Origin of the sequence: Nonomuraea ceibae, assembly GCF_019396325.1 — a bacterium.
Classification (GTDB): Bacteria; Actinomycetota; Actinomycetes; order Streptosporangiales; family Streptosporangiaceae; genus Nonomuraea; species Nonomuraea ceibae.
Window position 1 is genome coordinate 1 of record NZ_JAHKRO010000053.1, and the last position, 21,006, is coordinate 21,006.

Here is a 21,006-nt window from a genome sequence, read left to right on the forward strand (position 1 = left end):
CGCGTGATCACCCGCATCCTGGCACTGACCGCCGTGATCTGGCACAACGACAAGACCGGTCAGCCCATCGCCCGCTCACTGACCGCCTACGACCACTGATCCCAACCCCTTGGAATCAATCATCTAGTCGCCCGAGCGGCCGGCGTCCGTGCCGAAGCCGTCGTGCGATGCGCGCTCCTCAAGGGTGCTCAGCTCCTGGAACACCGTGATGTGCAGGCCGCCGGGCGCGTCGAGCCGGGCGTTCAGCGACTCCCACGGGGTGACCGTGGGCGGCGCCACCTCGTCCGCGCCCGCGGCGACCAGTCGCCCGGTGGTCTCGCGAGCGTCGTCCACCTCGAACGCCACCCGGAACTTGGGCGCCACCTGCCGTCCAACCTCGACCTCGTCGATCATCTTCTTCTGCGCCGGGTTGGCGATCTCGAGCGTGGCCCGTCCGGCGTCCAGGATCGCCACCCGTGCCCCGTCGCCGCCGCTGAAGGCCGCCTGCTCGGGCAGGCCGAGAACGTCACGGTAGAAGGCCACGGCGGCCTCGTAGTCCTCCGCCTCCACCACCAGCCTGAGCTGGCGGACGGCCGGGCTGCTCTCCTGGGGGGCGCTCATGGGGGCTCCTTCGGGTACGCGGGGTTCGGTGTCCCTGTGCCCAACCCTCGGCCGCCCCTGTTCATTCCGATCGTCGTGGAACGGCGCGGCATCGATTTCCGCGCGATCTGAGTTGCGTAATCGGGCCCCCACCAGCAGTGATAAGCGCCACGTCAGCGCTCTCAGGCTTCTCTGATCAATGCCTTAACCGGCGCTTACGCCGCTCTTGGCACCCTTGAGTCATCGGGACTTGAGGAGATGTGAGATGAACGCGAACGAGCCTCACGAGCAGGGCGCCGGAGGGTGGAGCCAGTTCGGTGACACGCCGCCCTCCGCCGGGGGCTTCCCCCGGCGCGACGACACCCGGGCGATGGCCCAGCCGGTGCCGCCGCCCCCGCCGCCACCGGCGGGGAAGCCGGGCTTCTCCGCCCGGCAGAAGGCGGTCGCCGGGCTGGCGATGGCGGCCATGGCCATCGTCGGCGGCGTCGTGGGCGGCGCGGTCGTCACCTCCTTCCAGCAGCCGTCCGTCGCCGCGGTGAGCGCGCCGAGCCCGACGTTCAAGCAGGCCTCCAACCCGCTCTCCGTGGCCGAGGTCGCCCGGCGCACGCAGCCGTCCGTGGTGATGATCCAGGGCGCCTCCGGCGAGGGCTCGGGTGTCGTGCTGTCGGCCGACGGGCTGATCCTCACCAACAACCACGTCGTGGTCGGCGCCGCGCAGGGCGGCCAGATGTCGGTCAAGTTCAGTGACGGCAAGACGGCCAAGGCCACCGTGGTCGGCACCGACCCGGCCACCGACCTGGCCGTCATCAGGGCCGAGGGCGTCTCCGGGCTCACCGCGGCGCAGCTCGGCGACAGCGGCCGGCTCCAGGTCGGCGACTCGGTGCTGGCGATGGGCAGCCCGCTCGGCCTCGACGGCTCGGTCACCATGGGCATCATCAGCGCCCTGGACCGCACGCTGACGGTCGGCGGCGGCGGGCAGGAGCAGCTCCCCCCGGGCTGGGGGCGCGAGCAGGGCCAGTCGGGCCAGCCGACGACGATCGGCGGCGCCATCCAGACCGACGCCGCCATTAACCCCGGCAACTCGGGCGGCGCGCTCGTCAACGCCTCCGGCCAGGTCGTCGGCATCAACACCGCGATCGCCACGGCCGGCAGCAACGGCAGCATCGGCGTCGGCTTCGCCATCCCGATCAACACCGCCAAGCACGTGTCCGAGCAGCTCATCAGCACCGGCAAGGTCAGGCACGCGTTCCTCGGCGTGAGCGTCACCGACGCCACCGGCGACGTGGCCGGCGCCCTGGTCAGCCAGGTGAACGCCGGAAGCCCGGCGGAGAAGGCCGGGCTGAAGCAGGGAGACCTGATCACCAAGATCGGCGACAAGCCGGTCGACGGCTCCGAGAACGTTGTCGGGCAGGTCAGAGGTTTCAAACCGGGCCAACAGGTTCAGATCACTTATATGAGGGACGGTCGCCAGAGCACCGCCACCGTGACCCTCGAAGAGAAGAAATAACAGAAGCCCCCTCCCGGACGGGTGTGCCGTTGAGATCGCTGCGGACTCGGCGGCACACCCCCCGTACGCGGGGCCCGTACGTCAGGAGTAGCGGCGGCCCTCGTCGCGCCGGTACGCCCACGCCGCGACCGCTCCGGCCACGACCGTCCACACGGCCATCGCCACCAGAGGCAGCACGTCCGGCGCCACGCCCGTGGTCGCCCACCACACCAGCTCGCCCGCGCCCCGGCTGGGCACGAACTGCGAGATCGTCTTGACCAGCTCCGGCATGATGTCCAGCGGCATGAACAGCCCGCCCAGGATGGCGAACGGGAAGAACAGCAGCTGCGACACGCCGATCGCCGCCTTCGACGGCAGCAGGAAGCCCAGCACCAGGCCGATCAGCATGAACGGCAGCGACGAGACGATCACCGCGCCCACCCCGAGCAGCAGCCGCGGCGGCGTCACCGTCGCCGCGGTGAACAGCGCCGCGATCAGCAGCACCGGGATCATCGACACCAGCATCACCGCCGTCGTGGTGATGATGCGGCCCGCGAAGCGGGGCAGCGGCCCGGCGGGCAGCGTGCGCAGGTAGGGGTCCCAGGGCTGCTCCCGGTCCTGCGCCACCGTGATCGACAGCCCCATCAGCGCCGCCGACATGGTGCCGACCAGCGTCATCGACCCGGTCGACACCGTGGAGGCCAGCGGGTCGTCGCCGACGAACGGCACCGCGAACGCCAGCATCGCGATGGCCGGGAACAGGCTGCTGGCCAGCAGGCCGATCGGCACCCGGATCTGCTCCAGCATCTGGTGCCGGGTGTGGGCCAGGACGAGGCTAGACATGCGCGCTCTCCTTCTCGGTGATGGCGAGGAAGGCCTCCTCGAGCGAACTGGGCCGGATCTCCAGGCCGGAGAACGGCACCCCGCTGCGCACCAGCTCGACGACCAGCTCGTCGGAGTCGGACGTCAGCAGGTGGAAGCGGCCGTCCTCACGGTCGCTGGAGATGAGCCCGGGCAGCTCGGGCAGCCGGTCGGCGACGAGCGAGACCCGTCGCACGCCCACCATGTCGCGCACGGCGCGGACCGTGTCGTCGGCGAGCACCCGGCCCCGGCCGACGACCACGACCCGCTCCGCCAGGGCCTCGATCTCCTCCAGATAGTGGCTGGTCAGCAGGACGGTGCCGCCGGACTCGTGGTAGGCCTTGACGCCGTCCCACAGCGCGCGCCTGGCCTCGACGTCGAGCCCGGTGGTCGGCTCGTCCAGGAACACCATCCGCGGGTTGCCCGCGAACGCCAGCGCCACGGCCAGCCGCCGCTTCTGCCCGCCGGACAGCCCGCCGATCTGCCGCTTGGCCAGGTCCTCCAGCCCGAACCTGGCCAGCAGCTCCGCCTTGCCCGCCGCGTCGGGGAAGTGCGCCGACACCAGGTCCACGATCTCGCCCACCCGCAGCGCCTCGGGCAGGCCGGTCTCCTGCGGCGTGACGCCGATGCCGCGCCGCACCAGCGGGTCGGCGGGGGAGCCGCCGAGCAGCTCCACCAGCCCCGACGACGGGCGGCGCAGCCCCACGAACAGGTTGATCAGCGTCGACTTGCCGGCCCCGTTGGGACCCAGGAGGCCGACGATCTCGCCCGCGCGGATTTCCAGCGACACCCGGTCGAGCGCCACCACCTCGCCGTAACGGCGTGTGGCCTCGACGGCTCTGGCCAGGACGGTCATGCGGTGCCTCCCGCGGTGTCGAGCAGGGCGCGGATCGCCCTGGTGTAGTCCTCCAGGGCCGCTCGGCCCCGTTTCGTCATGGCGACGTACGTGACGGGCGTGCGGCCCTTGTGGGTCTTGACGATGCGCACGTACTCCGCCTCCTCCAGCTTGGACAGGTGCACGGACAGATTCCCGGCGGTCATGCCGAGCAGGTCCTTGAGGGACGGGAAGGCCATCTCGTCGCCTTCCGGCAGCGTGTTGAGCGTGACCATCACCCGCAGCCGGGCCTGGGCGTGGATGACCGGGTCGAGCTCCGGGGCGGAGTCGGTCACGAGCGCCGCCACATCCACAGCCCCGCGGCGATCTGGCCGCCGCCGAGCAGGACCGCCGTCAGCAGCGCGTGCCAGCCCGCCCCGAGCACCACGCCGACCCCGTTGACGGCGGCGATCCACACCCCGATGAAGAACATCGGCCACTGCAGCCAGAGCGCGCCGCCCGCCATGTAGAGGATCGCCACCACGGTCAGCGTGCCGCCCGCCCACAACAGGCCGGACAGGTCCGGAGGCAACAGCGGGGAGACGCGCAACGCGATCAGGACCATCAGCACCATGCCGGCGAACCACGTGTAGCCGTACATGGTGCCCCTGGCCTGGTTGTCGCCGCGGGTGTGGCCGCTCATCCGGACGATCTCGTACGCCGCCACCGACCCGGCCACGATCTGGGCGACCATCAGCACGGCCAGCGCCTGCATCTGGCCGATCGGCGCGTACGACTCGCCGTGCAGGCCGTAGTGCAGGAAGAACGCGGTGAAGCCGACGAGCCAGGCCACGCCCCACGGCACGTACATCCGCAGCGGGTTGGGCTGCAGCGCCCGCGCCGTGGCGGCGCGCTGCTGCTCGATAACCCGCAGCGTCTCCTCGGGGCTCGGGATCCGCTCGCCGTCTTCTGTCATCCCAACTCCTCTTGGCCTCAAACTGGTTTGTACTTTAAACCAGCTTGCCACGCCAACGCAAGGTGAGGGGATTCCGGCGCCTCACCGCCGGGTCAGGACCTCCGACTCCCACAGGTCGCGGTAGTAGCCGGGCGAGCGCACCAGCTCGTCATGGCGGCCGCGCTGCGTCACGCGGCCCTCCTCCAGCACCACGATCTCGTCGACCGACTCCAGGCCCCGCAGCCGGTGCGTGACCAGCAGCGTCGTACGGCCGCGCGTCACGTCCAGCAGGTCCGCCATCAGCGCGTCGGCCGTCTCCTCGTCCAGCGCCTCCGCGGGCTCGTCCAGCAGCATCACCGGCGGGTCGTGCAGCAGCGCCCTGGCCAGGGCCAGCCGCTGCAACTGGCCGCCCGACACCGTCCGGCCGTCCTCGCCCAGCTCGGCGTCCCACCCCGTGCGATCGGCCCACTCCTCCAGCCGCGCGTCCCGTACGGCCCGCCGCAGCTCCTCCTCGCCCGCCTCCGGCCCCGCCAGCCGCAGGTTGTCGCGGAACGTCGTCTGGAAGATGTACGGGTCCTGCGTCAGGCCCGTCATCATCGCCCGCACGTCATCGGAGTCCATTGCGCGGACGTCGGTCCCGTTCACCGTCACGCCGCCCGACTCCGGCTCCACCAGCCGCATCAGCGCCGACAGCACCGTGCTCTTCCCGGCGCCGCTCGGCCCCACCAGCGCCACCCGCCTGCCCGGCGTCAGCGTCAGCGACACCCCGTCCACGGCCGGCCGGTCCGCGCCCGGATGGCGTACCACCAGATCGGCGACCTCCACCGTCAGCGGCGCCGACGGCGGCGCCACCGGCGCGACCGGGTCCGTCACGGCCGGGGGAGCGTCACGCACGGCGCGCAGCCGGCGCAGCGCCGCCAGCACGCCCGCCAGCCGCTCACCCGCCGCCGCCAGCGGCAGCACCGGCTCGAACGACACCAGCGCCGTCAGCGCCAGCACCGCCGTCGCCACCGTGCCCGCGCCCGCCCCCTGCGCGATCAGCACGATCGCCGCCACCGTCAGCCCCTGCACCAGCGTGCCCCCGGCCAGCGCCGCCGCGTGCACCCGCGCCTGACGCCGCTCCAGCGACGCCAGAGCCTCGTCGGCCGCCCGCGCGTCGCCCAGCGCCCGCCCCGCCGCGCCGTACGCGGCCAGGTCCGCCGAACCGTGCACCAGATCCGCCACCCGGCCCGCCAGCTCCGCCCGGGCCGGCGCGATCCTGGCCGCCCAGCGCCGCGCCGCCGCCGCTGTGCCCGCCGGCAGCAGCACCCCCGCCGCCACCAGGCCCGCCACCAGCACCAGCGCCGTCACCGGCAGCACGAACAGGCCCACCGTCACCGCCGCCAGCCCCGCCAGCGCCGCCGCCGCGGCCGGCAGCAGGCAGCGCACCAGCAGATCCTGCACCGCCTCCGTGTCGTCCACCATCCGGCTCAGCAGATCCGCGCCGCCCAGCCCGTCACGGCGCGGCGGGATCAGCGACTCGTACAGCCGCTCCCGCGTCCCCGCCTGCGCCCGCAACGCCACGTCGTGACCCGTCAGCCGCTCGGCGTAACGGAACACGCCCCGGCTCGTCGCGAACGCCCGCGTCGCCACGATGGCCACGCTCAACGCCGCCAGCGGCGGCTGCTCGGCCGCCCTCGTGATGAGCCACGCGGCGGCCGCGATCAGGCCCACGCCGGCCAGATCGGCCGCCCCGCCGGCCAGCACCGCCCCGGCCAGCCGCCACCCCATCCGCCGCCTCACAACGCCCCCTCGACCCGAACCGCGAACCCCTGACCAGAACCCGCCCCACCAGCGGCCACCCCACCGGGAGACGCCGTACCGGTGGGCACCCCACCGCCGGGTGGCGCACCGCCGTAGGCGCCCCTCTCTCCGCCAGTGGGCCCTTCCCCGTCACCGACCCCCGAGCCACCGACGGCCCCGTCGTCGTCCCCAGAGGACGCGCGGGCCGTCCCGCCACCAGAGGTGGCCTCGCCGTCCCCGAAGGGCGCGCCGCTACGGGGCGTCCCGCTGTTGGGCGACGTCTCGCCACCCGAGGGGGCGCCGCCATCCCCGAAGGGCGCGCCACTGCGGGGTGGCTTGCCGCCGTAAGGGGCGTCGCCGTCCACGGGAGGGGGGTCGGGGAGGAGGTGGCCGTCGTGCAGGCGGATGACCCGGTCGGCGAGGTCGATCATGGCGGGCCGGTGGGCGACGACGATGGCGGTGCGGTCCTGGCAGAGGGCGGCGGTGGCGGCCACGACGGCGGCCTCGCTGCGCCCGTCGAGGCGGGCCGTGGGCTCGTCCAGCAGGAGCACCGACGCCGAGGGGCGGCAGAAGGCGCGGGCGAGGGCGACGCGCTGGCGCTGCCCGGCCGACAGGTTGGCGCCCCGCTCGCCGACCGGCGTCTCGTAGCCCTGGGGGAGCGCGTCGATGAACGCGTCGGCCTGGGCGGCCCGGGCGGCGCGGCGTACGTCGTCGAGGGACGCGGCGGGGTCCCCGAGGCGGATGTTGTCCGCGACAGAGGTGGTGAACAGGTGGGGCCGCTGCGGGACGAAGGCCAGCCGGGCCCGCCACGCCTCCAGGTCGAGCTCGCGCAGGTCGGTGCCGTCGACGAGCACCCGGCCGGCGGCCGGCTGGACGAAGCCGAGCACGAGCGCGAGCACGGTGCTCTTGCCGCCTCCGCTCTCGCCGACGAGGGCGACCCGTTCGCCGGGTTCGATGGTGAGGGTGACGTCGCGCAGGGCGGGGTCGTCGCGGCCGGGGTAGCGGACGGTGACGTTCTCGAGCTGGATCCGCGGCGCGGCGCCGCCGCTGGGGGGCGCGGTGCGGGCGCCGGGGGCGGGCCGTTCGCCGGGCTCCTGGTCGAGGACGGCGAAGGCGGCGTCGGCTGCGGCGACGCCTTCCATCGAGGCGTGGAAGCGGGTGCCCATGGCGCGCAGCGGCAGGTACGCCTCGGGCGCGAGCAGCAGCACCAGCAGCGCGGTCGTGAGGTCGAGGCTGCCGCCGAGCAGGCGCAGCCCGATGGGCACGGCGACGAGGGCCAGCGAGAGCGACGCGCACAGTTCCAGCACGAGCGACGACAGGAAGGCCACGCGCAGCGTGCGCATGGTGGCGGCGCGGTGGGCGTCGGCGACCTGCCGGATGACGGTGGCCTGGTAGCGGGCGCGGCCGAAGGCGCGCAGGGTGGGCAGGCCGCGCACCACGTCGAGGAAGTGGCCGCCGAGCCGCGACAGGGCGTGGAACTGCTTCTCGGTGACGGCCTTGGTGGTCAGCCCGACCAGGGCCCCGAAGATCGGGATGAGCGGCAGCGTGACGAGCACGATGACGGCGCTGGCCAGGTCGGCGGCGAGCAGCCGGACGAGCACGGCGACGGGCACGACGGCGGCGACGGCGATGGAGGGCAGGTAGCCGGTCAGGTAGGCGTCGAGGCCGTCGAGCCCGCGCCCGGTGAGGGTGACGAGCTCGCCGGAGCGGTGGCCGGTGAGGCGGGCGGGCCCGAGCTCCTGCAGCCGGGCCAGCAGCCGGTGGCGCAGCGCCGACTTGACGCCGGTGGCGGTGCGCCCGGCGAACACGCCCTGCGTCCAGCCGAGCAGCGCCCGCAGGGCGACCACGCCCGCCACCCCGGCCAGCGCCACGGCGGTGAACCGGCCGGACAGCACGCCGGCCAGCAGCTCGGCCTGGACCAGGACGAGCAGCCCGGCGACCGTGGCCGCGGCGAAGGTGACGGCGAGGTGGCGGCGGACGGCCCGCTCGGCCCGCATGAGCCGCAGAAGATCTTTGTGCACGGTGCCTCGGGTGCCTCAGAAGAACGATGGGATCCGGTCGGCGCCCTTGCCCGGTCGGAAAGTGCGCCATACCCATACTTGCGCGGCGACCATGAGGGGTGCGAACGGGAGCACCATGAGACTGAGCACATTCAGCGTGGCCGGGGGCGCGCTGTGGTCGAGCAGGTAGCCCATGGCGCCCGCGAGCAGGCCGAGCGCGGGCAGCGCGGCGACGGCCCCGGTGAGGGCGAGCACGCGTCCGGACCGGGCGGCGCCGGTGAGCGCGGGGTCGCGCCAGCCGAGGAACGTCCAGCCGTGGAAGGCGAACAGCAGCGTGACCACGACGCCCAGCAGCAGCCCCACGGGGTGCATGGGGGAGGAGGTGAACCCGGTGGCGGCCCCGTACAGGGCCATGCCCCAGCCGGCCGACAGCCACAGTGAGCCGAGGGCGATGAGGGCGTCCCAGAAGCGGCGCCAGCCGGGGCCGCCCACGCGGCGGCGGAACCACAGCCCGGCGTCGCGCACGACCCACGCCAGCAGCATGGCCACGACCAGCGGGTAGAGACCGAACAGCACCTCGCCTTCGAGCATCGGGTAGACGCCGAACAGCGTCCCGGCGACGGCGACCAGCCACACCTCGTTGGCGAGCACGAACGGCGCGATGGCGGCGACCATCCGGTCGCGGCGTTCGACGGTCCGGCCGAGGACGGGCAGCAGCAGCCCCACGCCCAGGTCGAACCCCTCAAGGGCGAAATATCCGGCAAGCAGCACGGCGAAGAGGGCGAACCACAGCAATTCCATGTGCGACTCCCTAGTACGTCAGCGCGGGGGCGCGCCGCTCGCCGGCGGCGCCGAGGGACAGGTCGTCGCCGGGCCCGCGCCGGATGATCCGGGCGATGAGCACGTAGTCGACGACCGCGAGCAGCCCGAGCACCGCGGTGAACCCGGCGAGCGAGGCGGTGACCATGCCCGAGGTGAGCCCGGGCGTCAGGGCGTCGGCGACGGTGAGCCGCTCCCAGATCATCCACGGCTGCCGCCCGATCTCCCTGGCCAGCCAGCCGAGAACGGCCAGCACGAACGGCAGCGGCGTCAGCGCGATCAGCAGCGGGTGCGCCCACCGCCAGCGGGGCAGCAGGCGGATGCACGGCAGCATGAAGAACAGCACGATCAGCGAGAACAGGTGCCCGCCCTCGACCATGAAGCCGAGCGGCACGGCGGCGGCCGCGTTGCCGGAGAACTTCCCGGGCTGGATGCCGACGGCGAACTGCGCGTAGCCGAACATCACGGTCACCGTGATGCCGATCGCGGCGGTGATCACGCCGGTCTTCATCGACCGGGTGAAGAACTCCACCTCGGCGGTGCGGCGCCGCAACTGGTAGGCGCTGGCGCCGACGAGCACCATCCCCCCGGTGAACAGCCCGGCGCCCAGCACGTGCGGGAACGCGTACACCAGGGCGTCGTTGGTGAGCAGCGCGCCGAAGTCGGTCAGCTCCAGCCGCCCGCCGGACAGCACCGCGCCCGCCGGGTTCTGCAGGAACGCGTTCGCGGTCAGGATGAAGAACGCGCTGCCGTACGCGGTGGCGGTGACCATCCAGATGCACGCCACGTGCGCCCACTTGGGCAGCCGCCCCCAGCCGAAGATCCACAGTCCGAGGAAGGTGGATTCGAGGAAGAACGCCACCAGGGTCTCCATGGCCAGCGGCGCGCCGAACACGTCGCCCGCGTAGTGCGACAGCCCGCTCCACGCCAGCCCGAACTGGAACTCCATCACCAGACCGGTCACGATGCCGAGGGCGTAGTTGATCAGGTAGATCTGCCCCCAGAAGCGCGTCATCCGCTCGTGCAGCGGCAGGCCGGTGCGCGCCCAGCGGGTGTGCATGATCGCCACCAGCGGCGCGAGCCCCAGGGTGAGCAGCACGAACAGGAAGTGCAGGCTTCCCGTCACGGCGAACTGGGTGCGCGCCAGGTCGAGTACGTCCAAGGTTCCGCTCCGTCGTTGTGTCTGTCTACATATAGAGAGCCTACATGTAGGCTGGCTACATGAAGAACGGATGCCTAGGATCGATGACATGAATCCCGACGCGCTCCGCGGCCACATGGACGCGCTGCTGCTGTCCGTGCTGGAGCGCGAGCCCCTGCACGGCTACGCCATCATCGAGGCCCTGCAGGAGCGCAGCGAGGGCGCGCTCTCCGTGCCGACCGGCACGGTCTACCCGGCGCTGCGCCGGCTGGAGCGCACCGGCTGCCTGGCCAGTGAGTGGGCCACGGTCGGCGGGCGCAGGCGGCGCACCTACCGGCTGACCGACGCGGGGCGCAAGCAGCTCGCCGCGGAGCGGTCGGCCTGGCGCGAGTTCGCCGGCGTGATCGGCAGCGTGCTCAGGCCCGACCCCGGACCGGCCGGCTGACCCGCAGGCACCGGGTGGCGCAGTAGAGCTGCATGCCCCAGAACGCCCAGGTCACCAGGTTGGCCAGCACCGCGGGCAGGAAGAGCGCGACCCCGGCGGGGGAGGTCTGCGCGAGCACCAGGCTCAGCACCCCGGTGACCGGCAGCATCACCCACACGATCACGCCCAGCGACCGGGTGACCAGGCCGGGCCGCACCAGGCCCCGGGCCAGGGCCAGCAGCGCGGCCCCGCCGTACAGGCCGGTGCCGAGCTGGAGCACGTCGAGCAGCCGCGAGGCGAACACGTGCCAGTCGGCGCGCGGCCCGTAGCCCGCGAAGGAGCCGGGGTGGAAGCGCCAGACCACCGACCACATGACCACGGTCACCGGCACGCTGACGAACAGCAGCAGCCCCAGCCGCCGCCCCGCGACCGCGGTGAGCTCCGACTGGAAGCCGGGCGCGATGTCGCGGACCGGGCCGAACTCCTCGATCGCCAGCCGCTCGGCCTCCTCCCGCCCGGCCCCGCCCGCCTCGTAGGCGTCGGCGGCGTCGACCAGGCTGTCGCGGGCCTCGACGACCATGTCCCGCTTCGGCCCGGACGGCCCGGACAGGGCGCGGCCGAGGTCGGTGACGTAGTCGTCGATGCGCATGCGCACCAGTGTACGAACGGTCCCGCCGGGAGCCCATCAGGGTTTTCCCTGATTCGGGTTGTTACGTAGGAAAAAACCTACGTATAGTGGCTGACATGCTCATCTCGCACATCGTGACCGTGACCGTGCCCGTCTCCGACCAGGACGCCGCGCACGCCTTCTACACCGGCGTCCTCGGCTTCGAGGTCCGCACCGACAACCCGTTCCCGATGGGCCGCTGGCTCACCGTCGCGCCCAAGGGGGCCGAGAGCACGCTGCTGCTCGCCTCCTGGTTCCCGTCGATGGCGCCGATCGGCGGCCTGGTCCTCTCCTCGCCCGGCGTCGACGCCCTCGCCGAGCGGCTGCGCGAGCACGGCGTGGCCGCCGAAGGGCCCACCGACGAGCCGTGGGGCAAGCAGCTGCTGTTCTCCGACCCGTTCGGCAACGGCTTCGTGGTCAGCCAGGAATGACCGCCGACCACGTCTTCACCGCGCTGGCCAGCCCGGCCAGGCGCGAGCTGCTGAGGCTGCTGCGCGAGGAGGGCTCGCAGCCCGCCGGCCGGCTGGCCGACCGCTTCGACATGAGCCGGCCCAGCGTCTCCGAGCACCTCAAGGTGCTCAGGGACGCCGGGCTGGTGGCCGAGACCCGCAAGGGCCGCGAGAGGCACTACCGGCTGGAGGCGGCGCCGCTCATGGAGATCCGCGACTGGCTGACCCCGTACGAGCGCTTCTGGCGCCAGAAGCTGACCGATCTCACCGACCTGCTGGACGACCTGGAGGACGACGATGCCTGACGACAGGAGGGCGATCCGGCTGGACCAGTTCATCGGCCACCCGCCCGCCAAGGTGTGGCGGGCGCTCACCGACCCCGGCCTGGTGACCCGCTGGCTCATGCCCGGCGACTACCGGGCCGAGGTGGGGCACCGGTTCACCTTCACCACGACGCCCAGGCCCGACGTCGGCTTCGACGGCGTGGTGCCCTGCGAGGTGCTGGAGGTCGAGCCGGAGAAACTGGTCAAGCTGGCCTGGGGCCGCGAAGGCTGGATCGTCACCTGGCGGCTCGAACCCGAGGGCCACGGCACCCGGTTCTTCCTCGACCACGAGGGCTTCGACCCGGACGACCCGGCCCAGCAGCTGTCGCGCCGGATCATGGGCGGCGGCTGGCCGCGCATCGTCACCCTGATCGGGCGGATCGCCGGCGAGCTGTGAGCCAGCGCAGCATCGGCCAGAGCGTCCCGCGCCGGCCGAGCGCCAGCGTGCACTCCGTGAGCCGCAGCCCCGACGGGTGGGCCAGCCCGGCGAACCGGCAGGACGACAGGTCCAGCCCGGCCAGCGCCAGGCTGGCCGCGTCCACCTGGCGCAGCGACGTCAGCGTGGCCCGGCCGCGCCCGGTCACCGTCGCCGGGCCGCGCAGCACCGCACCCTCCAGGTCGGCCTGCGAATCGGTCAGCCGCAGCGTGGTCGCGCCCGCCACCCGCACCTGGCGCAGGTCCACCCCGCAGCCGCGCACGGCCACGTCCAGCGTCGCGTCGGCCCGCGCGCGGGCGGCCGACAGCCGGCCGGTCGCCGACAGGTAGGCGTCGGCGGCGAAGTGCGCGGCGTCGAACCCGGCGCTGCCGGCCACCTTGCGGAACGACAGCGTGCGCCCGAACCGCGCGCCCCGGAAGCACGCCGCCTCGCCCAGCCGGGCGCCGTCGAACGTCGCGTACCCGTCGAACCTGGCGCTCTCGCACGACAGCCCGTGCTCGAAGACGGCCTGGCTGAACAGCGCGTCGCGCGACATCACCGCCCGGTCCAGCGACACGTGCCCGCGCGCCCGCACCCCGTGGAAGGACAGCTCCCTGGCGAACCAGGCCCCGGCCAGCGACACGTTGCCGTCGAAGCGGGCGCCGAAGAACGACGCCAGGCGCTCGAACCTGGCCCCGTCGAGCGACACGTCCCCCTGGAAGGCCACGCCCGACAGCCGCACGTCGCCGGTGAACCTGGCCCGGTCCAGCCGCGCCCGGCCCGGCCGGTCGCCCGCCGCCGCCAGCACCCGGCGCAGCAGGTCGCCGCCCACGGTGGTGCCGCGCAGGTCCAGCAGGCGGCCCGGGGCCAGGGCGGCGAGGGCGGCCGACAGCTCCTCGTGGGGCAGATGGGCCAGGCAGCGCCCGGACGGCGGGCGGGCGACTCCGGTGCAGGCGGCCGAGTGCGCGCAGGTGACCCAGTCCATGCAGGGGTCATACCCGGGGCGGGTCCATGTCAAGGTTCGGAGATTTCATGTTCCAGCCTTGTCCATGGAGGAAGATACGGCGGGGACTGCCTCTAAAGTGCGGATTATGCGTGCTTTACCGCTTGCCGCGCTCACCGTGGCAGCCACCCTCACCGCCACCCTCACTGCCGGGGCCGTACCCGCCTCCGCGGCCCCTGCCGGGCCCTGTGACACCCCGGCGGACCGGCAGGTCGCCGAGGTCCAGGGCCGCGGCGCCGCCACCCCGCTCGCCGGGCAGAGCGTCCGGGTGGAGGGCGTCGTCACCGGCGACTTCCAGCGCGGCGACCAGCTCAGCGGCTTCTTCCTCCAGGACCCGACGCCGGACGGCGACCCGGCCACCTCCGACGGCCTGTTCGCCTTCGCCCGCGACACCTTCAAGGACGTCAAGGTCGGCGACCGCGTCCTGGTGACGGGCCGGGCGATCGAGTACAACGGCTGGACCGAGCTGTCACCGGTCACCGCCGTCGACGTGTGCGGCACCGGCTCCGTCGCGCCCCTGCGCCAGAGCCTGCCCGCCGACGGGCTGGAGTCCGTGGAGAACGTGCTGCTCACCTTCCCGCAGCCGCTGACCGTCAGCGACCACTACGACCTGGGCCGCTTCGGCGAGGTGACGCTCTCCTCCGGCGGCCGGCTGTTCCAGCCGACCGACCGGCCCGGCGTCGACCCGGCGCTCAACCAGCGGCGCTCCCTGCTGCTCGACGACGGCTCCTCCCGCCAGAACCCTGCCACCCTCCCGCCCCTGGCCCGCGCCGGCGACACCGTCACCGGCCTCACCGGCGTCCTCGGGTACGGGTTCGGCGCCTACCGCCTGCAGCCCACCGAGCCCGTCGCCTACCGAGCGGCCAACCCGCGCCCGGCCAGGCCCGCCCGGGTGGGCGGCAACGTCAAGGTGGCCTCGTTCAACACGCTCAACTGGTTCACCACGCTCGGCTCGCGCGGCGCCACCGACGCCGCCGAGCAGCAGCGGCAGCTCGCCAAGCTGGTGGCCGCGCTCAAGGGCCTCGACGCCGACGCCGTCGGCCTCATGGAGGTCGAGAACAACGGCCGGACCGCACTCCAGGCGCTGGTCGACGCCGTCAACGCCGAGGTGGGCGCGGGCACGTACGCCGCCCTGGCCCACCCGTACCCGGGCACCGACGCCATCCAGGTCGGCCTCATCTACAAGCCCGCCAAGCTCAAGCCGGTCGGCGAGCCCGCGGCGTCGCGCGACCCGGTCTTCAGCCGGCCGCCGCTCGTCCAGACGTTCCGCCGCACCGGCGGCGGCCAGCCGTTCACCATGATCGTCAACCATCTCAAGTCCAAGGGCTCCTGCCCCGACGACGGCCCCGACGCCGACCAGGGCGACGGCCAGGGCTGCTGGAACGCCACCCGCGTCAAGCAGGCGCAGGCGCTGCTCGGCCTGACCACGGACCTGCCCAACCCGATCGTGCTCGGCGACCTCAACGCCTACGGCGAGGAGGACCCCATCGGCACGCTCGAAGCCGGCGGCCTCACCAGCGTCACCAAGAAGCACGTGCCCGCCTCCCAGCGCTACAGCTACGTCTTCGAGGGCCTGGCCGGGGAGCTCGACCACATGCTGGTCGGCAGGCAGCTCCTCAAGCGCGTCACCGGCGCCGCCATCTGGCACGTGAACGCCGACGAGCCCCGCATCCTCGACTACAACACCGAGTTCAACCCGCCCGGCCTCTACCGGCCGGACGCCTACCGCTCCTCCGACCACGACCCGCTCGTCGTCGGGCTCGCCCTGCCGGGAGGCCGCGGCTGAGGGCTGGAATGCCCGCGCGAGGGTAGGGGTTCTTCCTGTGTAGAGATGTTGACGTACACACGCTGACGGACGAATGCGAGGAGCCACTTGTGGCGACCATCGAAGTAACCGAGAAGAACTTCAACGACATCGCCGACAAGGGGATCGTCCTGCTCGACTTCTGGGCGGACTGGTGCGGCCCCTGCAAGATGTTCGGGCCGATCTTCGAGAAGGCTTCCGAGGAGCACCAGGACATCACGTTCGGCAAGATCGACACCGATCAGGAGCAGGCGCTCTCGCAGGGCTTCGAGATCCGGTCCATCCCGACGCTGATGGCGATCCGCGACGGCATCGTGGTGTTCTCGCAGCCGGGCGCCATCCCGGCCCCCGCCCTGGCCGACCTCATCCGCCAGGTCCGCGCCCTGGACATGGACGAGATCCGCGCCGAGCTCGACAAGGAGCTCAAGGACGCGCAGCGGCAGCAGTGAGACGACAGGGCAGCCCCGCTCGCGGCGGGGCTGCCGTGTTTTCAGTGACGCCCGGTGAGGCTCAGGGGCCGGTCTTGCGGCCCACGCCCGCGTAGCCGATGGCGGTGCCGCCGCCGTAGGTCTCCCCGCCGTCGGGCCGCCAGTCCTTCGGGAAGACCAAACCCGGCTCCAGCAGCTCGTAGCCGTCGAAGAAGCGGACGATCTCCTCGTGCGTGCGCAGGTTCAGCCCGGCCGTGGCCTGGTTGTAGACCTCGATCGCCTGCGGCGTGGTGTCCGGCTTGGCGTCGATCGCGTGGCTGATCACCAGATGGCTGCCGGGCACGCTCACGTCACGCAGCTTGCCGACGATCCCGTACGCGTCGTCGTCCGGGATGAAGTGCAGGATGGCCAGCATCATGAACGCCACCGGCTGCCCGAAGTCCACCATCCCGTCGAGGCGTTCGAGCAGCTCGTCCGGCTTCCTCGCGTCGGCCTGCAAGAAGTCCACCTTCTCGCCCCTGGCCAGCAGGGCACGCCCGTGCGTGCACACCACGGGGTCGTAGTCCACGTACACCACGCGCGCCTCGGGCGCGATCTCGTGCGTGTTGCCCTGGGTGGGCAGGCCCGCCCCCAGGTCGATGATCTGCCGGACGCCGCCCGCGACCACCTCGCGCACGGCCCGGCGCAGGAACGCCCGGTTCTCCCTGGCGGCGTCCTTGGTGACCGGGAAGATCTTCATGATCCGCTCGGCCGCTTCACGGTCGGCCGCGAAGTTGTCCTTGCCGTCGAGGTAGTAGTCGTACATCCTCGCGACGTTGGGCACGTTGGGGTCGACGCCCTCCGGAGCACTGTCCACCAAAACTCCTGATATTTCGCCCTTTACAGCGCGATCCTAGGAGATCACGGGGGTCACCGTGACCGATGACCCCCGGTGTGAGGTGGATCACTCAGCCGCGGTAGAGCTCCGCCACCCGGAACGCCAGATCCAGCGACTGACCACGGTTGAGCCGCGGGTCGCAGGCCGTCTCGTAGCGCGTGGCCAGGTCGCCCTCGGCGATCTCGTGGCCGCCGCCCACGCACTCCGTCACGTCGTCGCCGGTGAACTCGATGTGGATGCCGCCCGGGTGCGTGCCGAGCGAACGGTGCACCTCGAAGAAGCCCGCCACCTCGTTGAGCACGTCGTCGAGCCGCCGCGTCTTGTGGCCGCTCGGCGCCTCGAACGTGTTGCCGTGCATCGGGTCGCAGATCCAGGCGATCTGCGCGCCCGAGGCGGTGACCTCCTTGACCAGCCGCGGCAGGTGCTCGCGGATCTTGGAGGCGCCCATCCGGGTGATGAACGTCAGCCGGCCCGGCACGTTGTCCGGGTTGAGCTTGTCGATCAGCGCCAGCGCCTCGTCCGGCGTGGTCGTCGGGCCCAGCTTGACGCCGATCGGGTTGCGGATGCGGGAGAAGAACTCCACGTGCGCCCCGTCGAGCTGCCGGGTCCGCTCGCCGATCCAGACCATGTGCGCCGACACGTCGTAGGGCAGCCCCGTACGCGAGTCGATGCGGGTGAGCGCCTGGTCGTAGTCGAGGATCAGCGCCTCGTGCGAGGAGTAGAACTCCACCGAGTGGAACTCCTCCGGGTCGGCCCCGCACGCCCGCATGAACGCCAGCGCCTGGTCGATCTCCCGGGCGAGCTGGTCGTAGCGGCGCCCGGCGGGCGACTCGGCCACGAAGTCCTGGTTCCACGCGTGGACCTGCCGCAGGTCGGCGTAGCCGCCCTTGGTGAACGCCCGCGCCAGGTTGAGCGTCACGGCCGAGGAGTGGTAGGCCTTCAGCAGCCGCCACGGGTCGGGGCGGCGCGACTCGGCGGTGAAGTCGAAGCCGTTGACCATGTCGCCCCTGTAGGCGGGCAGCTCGACGCCCTCGCGGGTCTCGGTGCCCTTCGAGCGCGGCTTGGCGAACTGCCCCGCCAGCCGGCCGATCTTCACGACCGGCACCTTGCCCGCGTAGGTGAGCACGATCGCCATCTGCAGCAGCGTCTTGAGCTTGTTGCGGACGTTGTCGGCGGTCGCCGCCGCGAACGTCTCGGCGCAGTCGCCGCCCTGCAGCACGAAGGCCTCGCCCCGCGCCACGGCGGCGAGCTCGTCCTTGAGCTGGTCGCACTCTCCGGCGAAGACCAGCGGGGGGAGGCCGCCGAGCTCGGCGACGACCTTCTTGAGCTCGCCGTGATCGGGCCAGTCGGGTTGCTGGGCCGCGGGGAGGGCTCGCCACGAATCGAGATTCAGCGAATTGGTCAGTGCGCTCACGACATACGAGGGTATTCCACCGGGTCCTCCCCACCGACCGCCGTGTCCACGTTGTGAGAAGACGGTGTCAAAATAGGGGTCGCCCGCACGTGCTCGGGGCGCACCCCGAGACCGACGAAGCGGCGGACCAGCCGGTTGAGCACCGGCACCCGCGCCAGGTCCGGGCGCACCCGCGGCGGCCCGAATTTCCTGGTCAGCGCCGGTTTGATGAGCTGGTTCTGCACCAGCCGCTGCACCGCCTGCGTCACCAGGGTCGGCGGCATGCGCCGCCGCTGCACCCGGCGCAGCGCCGCCTCCGGGACCGGCCCGCGCCCGGGGGAGCGCAGCGCGCCCGCCAGCAGGCCGGCCGTGGCGACCGCGTCCTGCACCGCCAGGTTGATGCCGACGCCGAACACCGGCGACATCGCGTGCGCCGCGTCGCCGATGCACAGGAACCCCGGCCGGTGCCAGCGGCGCAGCCGGTTGAGCCGCACCGTCAGCATGCTCACGTCGTCGAAGCCGCCGATCACGCCCAGCCGCCCGGCCGCGAACGGCAGCATCCGCGCCACCGGCTCGCGCAGCGCCTCGATGCCCCGGCCTGCCAGCTCCTCGTAGCCGCCCTTGCGGATCACGTACGCGAGCTGCCAGTAGGTCTCGCGGTTGATCGCGACGACCACGTGGCCGCTGGAGACCCGCAGGAACGGCTGGTCCGGGTCGGACTCCTCGCGTGGCACCCGGAACCACAGCACGTCCATCGGCGCGCCCAGCTCCTGCGGCGCCAGCCCGGCCCGCCCGCGCAGCACCGAGCCGCGCCCGTCGGCGGCGACCGTCAGCGCCGCCCGGACCTCGTGCTCGCCCGACGGGTCGCGGTAGCGCAGCCCGCGCACCGCCCCGCCCTCGCGGATCAGGTCGTACGCCTCGGCCCGCATCAGCAGGCGGAAGTTCGGGTAGCGGGCCGCCTCGGACGTGATGAGGTCCAGGAAGTCCCACTGCGGGACGAACGCGATGTAGTCGTAGCGGCCGGGCAGCCCCCGCAGGCTCGCCAGCCGGATCGGCCCGCTGTCGGTCACGACGCTCAGCTCGTGGGCCTTGCGGTGCGGCAGCGCCAGGAAGCGGCCGGCCAGCCCCAGCTCGTCGAGCACCTGCAGCGTGGACGGATGGATGGTGTCGCCGCGGAAGTCGCGCAGGAAGTCGGCGTGCTTCTCCAGCAGCGTCACCTCGACGCCGGTCCGGGCCAGCAGCAGGGCGAGCATCGCGCCCGCCGGGCCGCCGCCCGCGATCACACAGCTCATAATTCATCACCTGATGAGATTGTCTCACGGGCCGGGAAAGGGAGCAATACTCGCATCCGGAAAGGCGGAAGGACCGAATCAGGTGATGCAGCCGCCTCTCCCGGGAGTGGACATGAACGACGACCTCCACCTCCTCACCGGCGCCTACGCCGTGCACGCGCTGCCCGCCGCCGACCTGGCCCCCTTCGAACGCCACCTGACCCGCTGCCCCTCCTGCCGGGCCGAGGTCCGCCGCCTGCGCGAGACCGCCGCCCGCCTCGCCGCCCCCGTCCCGCCGCCGCCCGCCCTGCGCACCCGCCTGCTCGGCTCCCTCCACCCCCACGGCGGAGCCCTCCGGGAGCAGGAGGAGCCCCCCGGCGAGCCGGCCCCGCCCTCCGCCCGCCGAGGCTGCGGCCCCCCACCCCTGCTGCGGGGCCCGCATCCCTCCCGGGGAAGGCCCCCGCCGTGACGGCGCGGACGGGCCCCGGCGCCCGCGGGCCGGGTGGCGGGTCAGGGCTGGCGGGTGAGCCAGGTGGTGTACGGGGGGCGGCGGGCGGCGACGGCGGCGTGGGCGGCGCGGGCGCTGTCCAGCAGGGCCGGTACGTGGGCCGCGAACCCCGGGCGCCACACGAGCACCTGCCGCATCCACAGCGGGTTGCCCGCCAGCGGCCGCACGACGACGCCGGGCCCGGGGTCGTGCAGCGCCTGGCAGGCGGAGACCGCGTGCCCGGCGCCGATGAGCTCGCCGCGTACCCCGGCCCCGATGAGCTGGTAGCGGGCGCGGGGCGTGAAGCCGGCGCGCCCGCACGCGTCCAGCAGGTGCTCGGGCCACCCGAGCCCGTCCGGCGGCGGCAGCACCCACGGCTCGCCGGCCAGGTCGGCGAGCTCGACCTCCTCCCGCGAGGCGAGCGGGTGGGCGGCGGGCAGGGCGACGAACACCGGCTCGACGGCCACGGCCTCCAGCCCGAGCGAGGGCTGGGGGCGCAGTTCGTGCCCCGGGTAGTCGGCCACGAGGGCGACGTCGAGCCGGCCGTTGGCGACCATGTCGACCAGGACGCGGACGAAGTGCTCGGTCTGCAGGGTGATGCGCGCCTCGGGGAAGGCGCGCATCAGGTTGGCGACGAGCGGCACGACGACGGGGTGCTCGAAGCTGCCGACGCGCACGGCCTGCCCGGCGAGCTCGTACGGCCCGGCGGCGAGCAGGTCGTCCACGCCGGCGAGCACCACCCGGGCCCTGGCCAGCACGAACTCGCCGAACGGGGTGGCGGTGACGCCGCGGTGGTCGCGGGCGAAGACGAGCCCGCCGAGCACCCCCTCGATGCGGCGGAGCTGGGCGGTGAGCGCGGGCTGGGAGACGCCGAGCGCGGCGGCGGCCCTGGTGACGCTGCCTTGGTCGGCGATGGTCCGGAGCGTCTCCAGATGCCGCAGCTCCAGCTTCATCCGGCAGAAGGTATCACGCCGGGGTTATGCCCTTATGGGATGAGACGTCCGGCGTGGCCGGGCCGATAGTGCTGG

At 73.0% G+C, this 21,006-nt stretch carries 23 protein-coding genes and 1 pseudogene; 9 read left to right on the top strand and 15 right to left on the bottom strand.

What is annotated here, in order from left to right; translation table 11 throughout:
- Positions 1–99, top strand: a pseudogene (locus KME80_RS53600) (IS982 family transposase); the annotation flags it as partial.
- A 24-nt stretch (positions 100–123) separates the two neighbouring features.
- On the opposite strand, the gene KME80_RS28150 reads toward KME80_RS53600, so the two are convergent.
- The gene (locus tag KME80_RS28150) at positions 124–600 is read right to left on the bottom strand and encodes a VOC family protein (protein ID WP_219509384.1); all 477 of its coding nucleotides are present in this window, start codon (positions 598–600) and stop codon (positions 124–126) included.
- Positions 601–844: 244 nt separating this feature from the next.
- On the opposite strand from KME80_RS28150, the gene KME80_RS28155 reads away from it, so the two are divergent.
- Positions 845–2,086 carry a S1C family serine protease gene (locus tag KME80_RS28155; protein ID WP_219509385.1) on the top strand — a complete coding sequence of 414 codons (1,242 nt, stop codon included), beginning with the start codon at positions 845–847 and terminating at the stop codon, positions 2,084–2,086.
- 81 nt (positions 2,087–2,167) lie between these two features.
- On the opposite strand, the gene KME80_RS28160 is transcribed toward KME80_RS28155, so the two are convergent.
- The 8 genes from KME80_RS28160 to KME80_RS28195 all read right to left on the bottom strand — a co-directional run bounded on the left by KME80_RS28160 (position 2,168) and on the right by KME80_RS28195 (position 10,458).
- Entirely contained in the window at positions 2,168–2,908 is a 741-nt protein-coding gene (locus tag KME80_RS28160; RefSeq protein WP_219509386.1) for an ABC transporter permease, read from the bottom strand.
- Positions 2,901–3,782: an ABC transporter ATP-binding protein gene (locus KME80_RS28165; RefSeq protein ID WP_219509387.1), complete on the bottom strand. Its 882-nt coding sequence runs from the start codon at positions 3,780–3,782 to the stop codon at positions 2,901–2,903. The genes KME80_RS28160 and KME80_RS28165 overlap by 8 nt, the downstream gene beginning before the upstream one ends.
- A complete protein-coding gene (locus KME80_RS28170) occupies positions 3,779–4,096 on the bottom strand; it encodes a transcriptional regulator (protein WP_308125952.1) in 318 nt (105 codons plus the stop codon). The genes KME80_RS28165 and KME80_RS28170 overlap by 4 nt, the downstream gene beginning before the upstream one ends.
- Entirely contained in the window at positions 4,093–4,716 is a 624-nt protein-coding gene (locus tag KME80_RS28175; protein WP_219509388.1) for a hypothetical protein, read from the bottom strand. Before KME80_RS28175 ends, KME80_RS28170 begins: the two co-directional genes overlap by 4 nt.
- Positions 4,717–4,797: 81 nt before the next feature.
- A complete protein-coding gene (cydC, locus tag KME80_RS28180) occupies positions 4,798–6,477 on the bottom strand; it encodes a thiol reductant ABC exporter subunit CydC (RefSeq protein WP_308125953.1) in 1,680 nt (559 codons plus the stop codon).
- Positions 6,474–8,498 (bottom strand): thiol reductant ABC exporter subunit CydD, encoded by a 2,025-nt coding sequence (gene cydD / locus KME80_RS28185; RefSeq protein WP_308125954.1) that lies wholly within the window; start codon positions 8,496–8,498, stop codon positions 6,474–6,476. Before cydD ends, cydC begins: the two co-directional genes overlap by 4 nt.
- 15 nt (positions 8,499–8,513) lie before the next feature.
- Positions 8,514–9,278, bottom strand: a complete 765-nt coding sequence (locus KME80_RS28190; protein WP_219509389.1) for a cytochrome d ubiquinol oxidase subunit II — start codon at positions 9,276–9,278, stop codon at positions 8,514–8,516.
- 10 nt (positions 9,279–9,288) lie between these two features.
- A complete protein-coding gene (locus KME80_RS28195; RefSeq protein ID WP_219509390.1) occupies positions 9,289–10,458 on the bottom strand; it encodes a cytochrome ubiquinol oxidase subunit I in 1,170 nt (389 codons plus the stop codon).
- An 88-nt stretch (positions 10,459–10,546) separates the two neighbouring features.
- On the opposite strand from KME80_RS28195, the gene KME80_RS28200 reads away from it, so the two are divergent.
- A complete protein-coding gene (locus KME80_RS28200) occupies positions 10,547–10,882 on the top strand; it encodes a PadR family transcriptional regulator (protein ID WP_219509391.1) in 336 nt (111 codons plus the stop codon).
- Here the strand turns inward: KME80_RS28200 and KME80_RS28205 are convergent.
- Positions 10,854–11,510, bottom strand: a complete 657-nt coding sequence (locus KME80_RS28205) for a permease prefix domain 1-containing protein (RefSeq protein ID WP_219509392.1) — start codon at positions 11,508–11,510, stop codon at positions 10,854–10,856. The genes KME80_RS28200 and KME80_RS28205 overlap by 29 nt on opposite strands.
- A 95-nt stretch (positions 11,511–11,605) precedes the next feature.
- Between KME80_RS28205 and KME80_RS28210 the strand changes: the two genes are divergently transcribed.
- Genes KME80_RS28210 through KME80_RS28220 form a run of 3 tightly spaced genes read left to right on the top strand, consistent with a single transcriptional unit; the run spans position 11,606 to position 12,697 of the window.
- Positions 11,606–11,959 carry a VOC family protein gene (locus KME80_RS28210; protein ID WP_219509393.1) on the top strand — a complete coding sequence of 118 codons (354 nt, stop codon included), beginning with the start codon at positions 11,606–11,608 and terminating at the stop codon, positions 11,957–11,959.
- The gene (locus KME80_RS28215; protein WP_219509394.1) at positions 11,956–12,282 is read left to right on the top strand and encodes an ArsR/SmtB family transcription factor; all 327 of its coding nucleotides are present in this window, start codon (positions 11,956–11,958) and stop codon (positions 12,280–12,282) included. The genes KME80_RS28210 and KME80_RS28215 overlap by 4 nt, the downstream gene beginning before the upstream one ends.
- A complete protein-coding gene (locus KME80_RS28220; RefSeq protein WP_219509395.1) occupies positions 12,275–12,697 on the top strand; it encodes an SRPBCC family protein in 423 nt (140 codons plus the stop codon). The genes KME80_RS28215 and KME80_RS28220 overlap by 8 nt, the downstream gene beginning before the upstream one ends.
- On the opposite strand, the gene KME80_RS28225 is transcribed toward KME80_RS28220, so the two are convergent.
- The gene (locus KME80_RS28225) at positions 12,663–13,700 is read right to left on the bottom strand and encodes a pentapeptide repeat-containing protein (protein WP_219509396.1); all 1,038 of its coding nucleotides are present in this window, start codon (positions 13,698–13,700) and stop codon (positions 12,663–12,665) included. The two genes, KME80_RS28220 and KME80_RS28225, sit on opposite strands and share 35 nt — an antisense overlap.
- Positions 13,701–13,806: 106 nt before the next feature.
- On the opposite strand from KME80_RS28225, the gene KME80_RS28230 reads away from it, so the two are divergent.
- Together KME80_RS28230 and trxA are read left to right on the top strand one after the other, a co-directional pair.
- A complete protein-coding gene (locus KME80_RS28230; protein ID WP_246645910.1) occupies positions 13,807–15,504 on the top strand; it encodes an ExeM/NucH family extracellular endonuclease in 1,698 nt (565 codons plus the stop codon).
- An 89-nt stretch (positions 15,505–15,593) separates the two neighbouring features.
- The gene (trxA, locus tag KME80_RS28235) at positions 15,594–15,971 is read left to right on the top strand and encodes a thioredoxin (protein WP_219509398.1); all 378 of its coding nucleotides are present in this window, start codon (positions 15,594–15,596) and stop codon (positions 15,969–15,971) included.
- Between the two features lie 61 nt (positions 15,972–16,032).
- Here trxA and KME80_RS28240 read toward each other — a convergent pair whose 3' ends face one another.
- The 3 genes from KME80_RS28240 to KME80_RS28250 all read right to left on the bottom strand — a co-directional run bounded on the left by KME80_RS28240 (position 16,033) and on the right by KME80_RS28250 (position 19,512).
- Positions 16,033–16,806 carry an SAM-dependent methyltransferase gene (locus tag KME80_RS28240; RefSeq protein ID WP_219509399.1) on the bottom strand — a complete coding sequence of 258 codons (774 nt, stop codon included), beginning with the start codon at positions 16,804–16,806 and terminating at the stop codon, positions 16,033–16,035.
- Positions 16,807–16,897: 91 nt separating this feature from the next.
- Entirely contained in the window at positions 16,898–18,241 is a 1,344-nt protein-coding gene (locus tag KME80_RS28245; RefSeq protein ID WP_219509400.1) for a class II 3-deoxy-7-phosphoheptulonate synthase, read from the bottom strand.
- Positions 18,238–19,512 carry an FAD-dependent oxidoreductase gene (locus KME80_RS28250; protein ID WP_246645911.1) on the bottom strand — a complete coding sequence of 425 codons (1,275 nt, stop codon included), beginning with the start codon at positions 19,510–19,512 and terminating at the stop codon, positions 18,238–18,240. The genes KME80_RS28245 and KME80_RS28250 overlap by 4 nt, the downstream gene beginning before the upstream one ends.
- Positions 19,513–19,624: 112 nt before the next feature.
- Between KME80_RS28250 and KME80_RS28255 the strand changes: the two genes are divergently transcribed.
- Complete coding sequence (locus tag KME80_RS28255) at positions 19,625–19,960, top strand: RskA family anti-sigma factor (RefSeq protein WP_219509401.1); 336 nt, start codon at positions 19,625–19,627, stop codon at positions 19,958–19,960.
- A gap of 41 nt (positions 19,961–20,001) precedes the next feature.
- Here KME80_RS28255 and KME80_RS28260 read toward each other — a convergent pair whose 3' ends face one another.
- A complete protein-coding gene (locus tag KME80_RS28260; RefSeq protein ID WP_219509402.1) occupies positions 20,002–20,931 on the bottom strand; it encodes a LysR family transcriptional regulator in 930 nt (309 codons plus the stop codon).
- Between the last annotated feature and the right edge of the window lie 75 nt (positions 20,932–21,006).

What these genes read in the sequence shown, in the direction of transcription:
- KME80_RS28200 (WP_219509391.1), top strand. Translation starts at nt 10,547, where the DNA reads ATGAATCCCGACGCGCTCCGCGGCCACATGGACGCGCTGCTGCTGTCC.
- KME80_RS28260 (WP_219509402.1), bottom strand. Translation starts at nt 20,931, where the DNA reads ATGAAGCTGGAGCTGCGGCATCTGGAGACGCTCCGGACCATCGCCGAC.
- KME80_RS28215 (WP_219509394.1), top strand. Translation starts at nt 11,956, where the DNA reads ATGACCGCCGACCACGTCTTCACCGCGCTGGCCAGCCCGGCCAGGCGC.
- KME80_RS28155 (WP_219509385.1), top strand. Translation starts at nt 845, where the DNA reads ATGAACGCGAACGAGCCTCACGAGCAGGGCGCCGGAGGGTGGAGCCAG.
- KME80_RS28255 (WP_219509401.1), top strand. Translation starts at nt 19,625, where the DNA reads ATGAACGACGACCTCCACCTCCTCACCGGCGCCTACGCCGTGCACGCG.
- KME80_RS28250 (WP_246645911.1), bottom strand. Translation starts at nt 19,512, where the DNA reads ATGAGCTGTGTGATCGCGGGCGGCGGCCCGGCGGGCGCGATGCTCGCC.
- KME80_RS28230 (WP_246645910.1), top strand. Translation starts at nt 13,807, where the DNA reads ATGCGTGCTTTACCGCTTGCCGCGCTCACCGTGGCAGCCACCCTCACC.
- KME80_RS28225 (WP_219509396.1), bottom strand. Translation starts at nt 13,700, where the DNA reads ATGGACTGGGTCACCTGCGCGCACTCGGCCGCCTGCACCGGAGTCGCC.
- KME80_RS28175 (WP_219509388.1), bottom strand. Translation starts at nt 4,716, where the DNA reads ATGACAGAAGACGGCGAGCGGATCCCGAGCCCCGAGGAGACGCTGCGG.
- KME80_RS28205 (WP_219509392.1), bottom strand. Translation starts at nt 11,510, where the DNA reads ATGCGCATCGACGACTACGTCACCGACCTCGGCCGCGCCCTGTCCGGG.
- KME80_RS28190 (WP_219509389.1), bottom strand. Translation starts at nt 9,278, where the DNA reads ATGGAATTGCTGTGGTTCGCCCTCTTCGCCGTGCTGCTTGCCGGATAT.
- KME80_RS28150 (WP_219509384.1), bottom strand. Translation starts at nt 600, where the DNA reads ATGAGCGCCCCCCAGGAGAGCAGCCCGGCCGTCCGCCAGCTCAGGCTG.
- KME80_RS28160 (WP_219509386.1), bottom strand. Translation starts at nt 2,908, where the DNA reads ATGTCTAGCCTCGTCCTGGCCCACACCCGGCACCAGATGCTGGAGCAG.
- KME80_RS28220 (WP_219509395.1), top strand. Translation starts at nt 12,275, where the DNA reads ATGCCTGACGACAGGAGGGCGATCCGGCTGGACCAGTTCATCGGCCAC.
- KME80_RS28165 (WP_219509387.1), bottom strand. Translation starts at nt 3,782, where the DNA reads ATGACCGTCCTGGCCAGAGCCGTCGAGGCCACACGCCGTTACGGCGAG.
- KME80_RS28210 (WP_219509393.1), top strand. Translation starts at nt 11,606, where the DNA reads ATGCTCATCTCGCACATCGTGACCGTGACCGTGCCCGTCTCCGACCAG.